The sequence below is a fragment of the Microbacterium sp. genome (assembly GCF_049661145.1).
In the GTDB taxonomy this organism is placed as follows: Bacteria; Actinomycetota; Actinomycetes; order Actinomycetales; family Microbacteriaceae; genus Microbacterium.
On sequence record NZ_JBASZT010000232.1, the window covers coordinates 1 to 4,529 of the forward strand.

5 protein-coding genes are annotated in these 4,529 nt (G+C 70.1%); 1 reads left to right on the plus strand and 4 read right to left on the minus strand.

Translation table 11 applies throughout. The features are described from left to right. The 4 genes from WBP48_RS09770 to sucC all read right to left on the minus strand — a co-directional run. Positions 1–591 (minus strand): DUF6350 family protein (locus WBP48_RS09770; protein ID WP_424439597.1); only part of this gene is annotated, 591 nt, incomplete at its 3' end. Positions 592–840: 249 nt separating this feature from the next. Beyond that, positions 841–1,281 (minus strand): nitroreductase family deazaflavin-dependent oxidoreductase, encoded by a 441-nt coding sequence (locus tag WBP48_RS09775; protein ID WP_424439600.1) that lies wholly within the window; start codon positions 1,279–1,281, stop codon positions 841–843. Between the two features lie 213 nt (positions 1,282–1,494). Further along, positions 1,495–2,397: a succinate--CoA ligase subunit alpha gene (gene sucD / locus WBP48_RS09780; RefSeq protein ID WP_424439603.1), complete on the minus strand. Its 903-nt coding sequence runs from the start codon at positions 2,395–2,397 to the stop codon at positions 1,495–1,497. 50 nt (positions 2,398–2,447) lie between these two features. Further along, positions 2,448–3,614, minus strand: a complete 1,167-nt coding sequence (gene sucC, locus WBP48_RS09785; RefSeq protein ID WP_424439606.1) for an ADP-forming succinate--CoA ligase subunit beta — start codon at positions 3,612–3,614, stop codon at positions 2,448–2,450. 216 nt (positions 3,615–3,830) lie between these two features. Between sucC and WBP48_RS09790 the strand changes: the two genes are divergently transcribed. Next, complete coding sequence (locus WBP48_RS09790; protein ID WP_424439609.1) at positions 3,831–4,520, plus strand: TetR/AcrR family transcriptional regulator; 690 nt, start codon at positions 3,831–3,833, stop codon at positions 4,518–4,520. The last annotated feature ends 9 nt before the right edge of the window (positions 4,521–4,529 follow it).

Consider the following 4,529-nt stretch of genomic DNA (forward strand, 5'->3'; position numbering starts at 1 on the left):
GGCGGATGCCGCAGGCACCGCACTCCAGCGCGGGAACACCGCCAGTCGATCCCGCAATTCGTCGACGATTCCGTCGTCGCCGTGGGTCCACGCGCCGACGAGTGCGCCGGCCAGCGCGGGTGCGGCGAAGACGAGCGTTGGCAGGAGCAGCGCCTGCCAGCCGTACACGGCCGCGGCCGGGTTCCCCGCCGTCGCCCACATCCCCGCGGCGAGTACGGCGAACACGACGGTCCCCGACCCGGCGCCGACGAGCCACGCGCCGGCACGAGCGGCCCGTGCTCCGGAGCGGGCCGCGAAGGTCGTCGTGAACGCGGCAAATGCGAGCGGCGCGAGCGACAGCACGAAGTGCGCGCCATCGACCGGGATGCCGGTGGCCACCAGGTAGTCGTCGGCGAGGGTGACATGCAGGGGCACGAGATGGCCGAACTGCCACACGCGCACCGCCGCGGGCCAGAGGGCGCCCCAGTCCGCCGTGCCGCCGAGCCCCAGCACCCAGAACACGGTGAGCGGGGCGAGCACCGCGGCAACGCCGACGGCCACCGCGATCAGGGCGTCGACGGCGGACAGGAGGGCGACCAGCAGGCGATTCATGCGCGTTCGACCCTACCGACAGCTGCCGGATGCGGCCCGCGGGCGCGCGGCGGCATCCGCGGTCCGACCGGCACGCTCAGGATTGACAGCTCCGGGCGATGGCTGCCCGAACTCCTCCACATCGGCCGGAGCCGCCGTCGTTCTCTCCGAAATCACGCGGGCCCGGACCGCACGCGCGGGCGTTCTGGAGGAGTTCGGGTCATGGCGTCCCGCCTCAAGACAGGTGACGTCCGGCGACGACCGGTGACGTCAGGCGACGACGGGCTCCAGCACGAACACGGCGATGAGCCGGTCGGTCTTCGCCTGATAGCTCTCGTAGTCGGGCCACGTCTCGACCGCGCGGGCCCACCACTCGTCGCGCTCGACACCTGCGACCTCACGCGCGACGAACTCGCCGCGGAATCCGACATCCGCCAGCTCCACCCCGGGGTGACGACGCATGTTCTCGGCCCATTTCGGCTCGTCGGGCGCGCCGCCTTTCGACGCCACCACGGCGTAGCGGCCGTCGTGCTCGACGCGCATCAGGGCCGTCTTGCGCAGCGCACCGGTCTTGGTGCCGACCGTGGTCAGCACGATGATGGGCCGACCCCGCAGCAGGTTCGCCTCGGCGCCCCCGGATGCTTCGAATCTCTCGGCCTGTGCGCGCGCCCACTCCGCGGTGGACGGCTTGTACTCCCCGATCAGAGGCATGCTCCCAGCCTATCGAGCGCGCGGCGCCCGGCGCCGCGCGCGACCGCCCACCACCCTCGTGCGCCGAGCGGGCCGGTTGTGATCGAGTCTGCCGGTTGCGCACCGCACGAAACCGGTACGGTCGGCGCGAACCGGCGCACTCGGCGAGGCTGGTTGCGAAAGGCGAGGGACGGATGCCCCAGCATCCGCCCCTCGCAGCCTGACGTTCTGCGGTTACAGTGCCTCGATGAGCTCTCGCATCAGGGCGGCGGTCTCCGAAGGGGTCTTGCCGACCTTGACGCCGGCGGCCTCGAGGGCCTCCTTCTTGGCCTGCGCGGTGCCCGCCGAGCCCGAGACGATGGCGCCGGCGTGGCCCATCGTCTTGCCCTCGGGGGCCGTGAACCCGGCGACGTAGCCGACGACGGGCTTCGTCACGTTGGCCTTGATGTAGTCGGCCGCGCGCTCCTCGGCATCCCCGCCGATCTCGCCGATCATGACGATCGCCTTGGTCTCGGGGTCGGCCTCGAACGCCTCGAGGGCGTCGATGTGGGTCGTGCCGATGACGGGGTCGCCGCCGATGCCGATGGCGGTCGAGAAGCCGAGGTCGCGCAGCTCGAACATCATCTGGTAGGTCAGCGTGCCCGACTTCGACACCAGGCCGATCGGGCCCTTGCCGGTGATGTTGGCGGGCGTGATCCCGACGAGCGCTTCGCCGGGGGTGATGATGCCGGGGCAGTTCGGGCCGATGATGCGGGTCTTGTTGCCCTTGCTCTTCGCGTACGCCCACGCCTCCGCGGTGTCGCCGACCGGCACGCCCTCGGTGATGACCACGAGGAGCGGGATCTCGGTGTCGATGGCCTCGACCATGGCATCCTTCGTGAAGGCGGGGGGCACGAACGCGATCGACACGTCGGCGCCGGTCGCGGCGATCGCCTCGGCGACGGTTGCGAAGACGGGGAGCTCGACGGGGTTGCCGTCGGCATCCGTGTGCGAGACGGTCGTGCCGGCCTTGCGCGCGTTGACGCCGCCGACGACGTTCGTACCTGCCTTCAGCATCAGTGCTGTGTGCTTGGTGCCCTCGCCGCCGGTGATGCCCTGGACGATGACCTTGGAGTCCTTGTTGAGATAGATCGACATTGTCCTAAGTTCCTTGAGTCCTGTGTTCCTTGCGATCGGGATGCCGGGGCTCAGGCGTTCGCCAGTTCGGCGGCCTTGTCGGCGCCCTCGTCCATGCCGGCGGCGAGGGTGACGAGCGGGTTGTTCGCGGCCGCGAGGATCGCGCGACCCTCTTCGACCTGGTTGCCGTCCAGGCGGACGACGAGGGGCTTGGTCGCGGTGTCGCCGAGGATCTCCAGCGCCTTGACGATGCCTTCCGCGACGGCGACGCAGCTCGTGATGCCGCCGAACACGTTGACGAAGACGCTCTTGACCTGCTCGTCGCCGAGGATGACGTCGAGGCCCGCGGCCATGACGGTCGCCGACGCGCCGCCGCCGATGTCGAGGAAGTTCGCGGGCTTGACGCCGCCATGGTTCTCGCCGGCGTAGGCGACGACGTCGAGCGTCGACATCACGAGGCCGGCGCCGTTGCCGATGATGCCGACCTGACCGTCGAGCTTGACGTAGTTGAGGCCGGCCGCCTTCGCCTTCGCCTCGAGCGGGTCGGCGGCATCCTTGTCCTCGAGCTCCTCGTGCTCGGGGTGGCGCACCTCGGTGGCGTTGTCGTCCAGGGTCACCTTGCCGTCGAGGGCGATGATGTTGCCGCCGGCATCCTGGATCAACGGGTTCACCTCGACGAGGGTCGCGCCCTCGCCTTTGTAGACGCCGTAGAGCTTCACGAACACGTCCGAGACCTTCTCGACGAGGTCTTCGGGGAAGTTCGCGGCCCGGGCGATCTCGACGGCCTTGGCCTTGTCGACGCCCTGCAGCGGGTCGACCTCGACGCGCGCAAGGGCTTCGGGCTTCTCGACGGCGAGCTGCTCGATCTCCATGCCGCCCTCGACACTGCAGAGTGACAGGTAGGAGCGGTTCGCCCGGTCCAGCAGCACCGAGAAGTAGAACTCCTTCTCGATCCGAGCGCCCCCGGCGACCATCACTCGCTTGACGACGTGGCCCTTGATGTCGAGGCCCAGGATCGCCTTCGCCGCCTCGTAGGCCTCGTCCGGCGTCTTCGCGACCTTGACGCCGCCGGCCTTGCCGCGGCCGCCGGTCTTGACCTGGGCCTTGACGACGACGACGCCGCCGAGCTTCTCGGCGGCCGCCCTGACCTCCTCCGGCGTGTCCGCGACGATGCCGGGGAGCACCGGCACCTCGTACTTCTCTAACAGGTCTCGTGCCTGGTACTCGTACAGATCCACGTGCAATCCTTCGCTGGGTGTCAGTGGTTTCGGGTGCGGTCCCGCGCCGGGGAAAATCTCGATGTCGAGACATCGACCAGCTGCATGTCGAGACATCGACCAAGTGCCGAGTGTAGTACGCGCGCGGGCATACGACCGACCGCATCCACTGCGTTTGCAGGGGGATGCGGTTCGCCGGGCCCTGTGGCGCCGGGTGAGCGCGTTAGGCTCACCAGCATGAGTGACGCCGCTCCCACCTCCGCCCGCAACGCCGTTGTGGCCGCAGCCCTCGACCTGTTCGCGAGGCACGGGTTCGAGGCGACGTCGGTCGAGCAGATCGCGCAGGCCGCCGGGGTGTCGCGATCGACGTTCTTCCGCCAGTTCGGCGGCAAGGACGACGTCGTCTTCAGCGACCACGACGTGCTGCTCGCACAGCTGCGGGAGTTCCTCGCCGCGGCGGGCCGGGAGCCGCACGGGAACCGCCAGCAGAACCCATGGGCTGCGGCCTGCGCGGCATCCGTCGAGGTGTTCCGTCATTTCGCCGCCGAGCCCGACCTGGCGCGGCGGCGCTACGCGGTCGTGCGGCAGGTGCCGGCGCTGCGCGAGCGCGAGATCGTCACGGTGTTCCAGTACGAGCGGCTCTTCGACGAGTATCTGCGCTCCGCGCTGCCAGGTCTCGACCCGGTGGATGCCGTGGCTTTCGCCGCGGCCGTGACCGCCGTGCACAACCACGTGCTGCGACGGCTGCTGCGCGGCACCGAGGACATCCCCGAGACGATGCTGACCGAGGCCTACGACCGGCTGATGCACCGCTTCGGCGTGCACCCCGACGGCGAGACGCCCGCCGACGACGACGTCGTGGTCGCCGTCTTCCCGCGCCGGATGCCCGGCGCCGAGGTCGCCCGCCGCCTCCGCGAGTCCCTGTAGCCCCCCGCC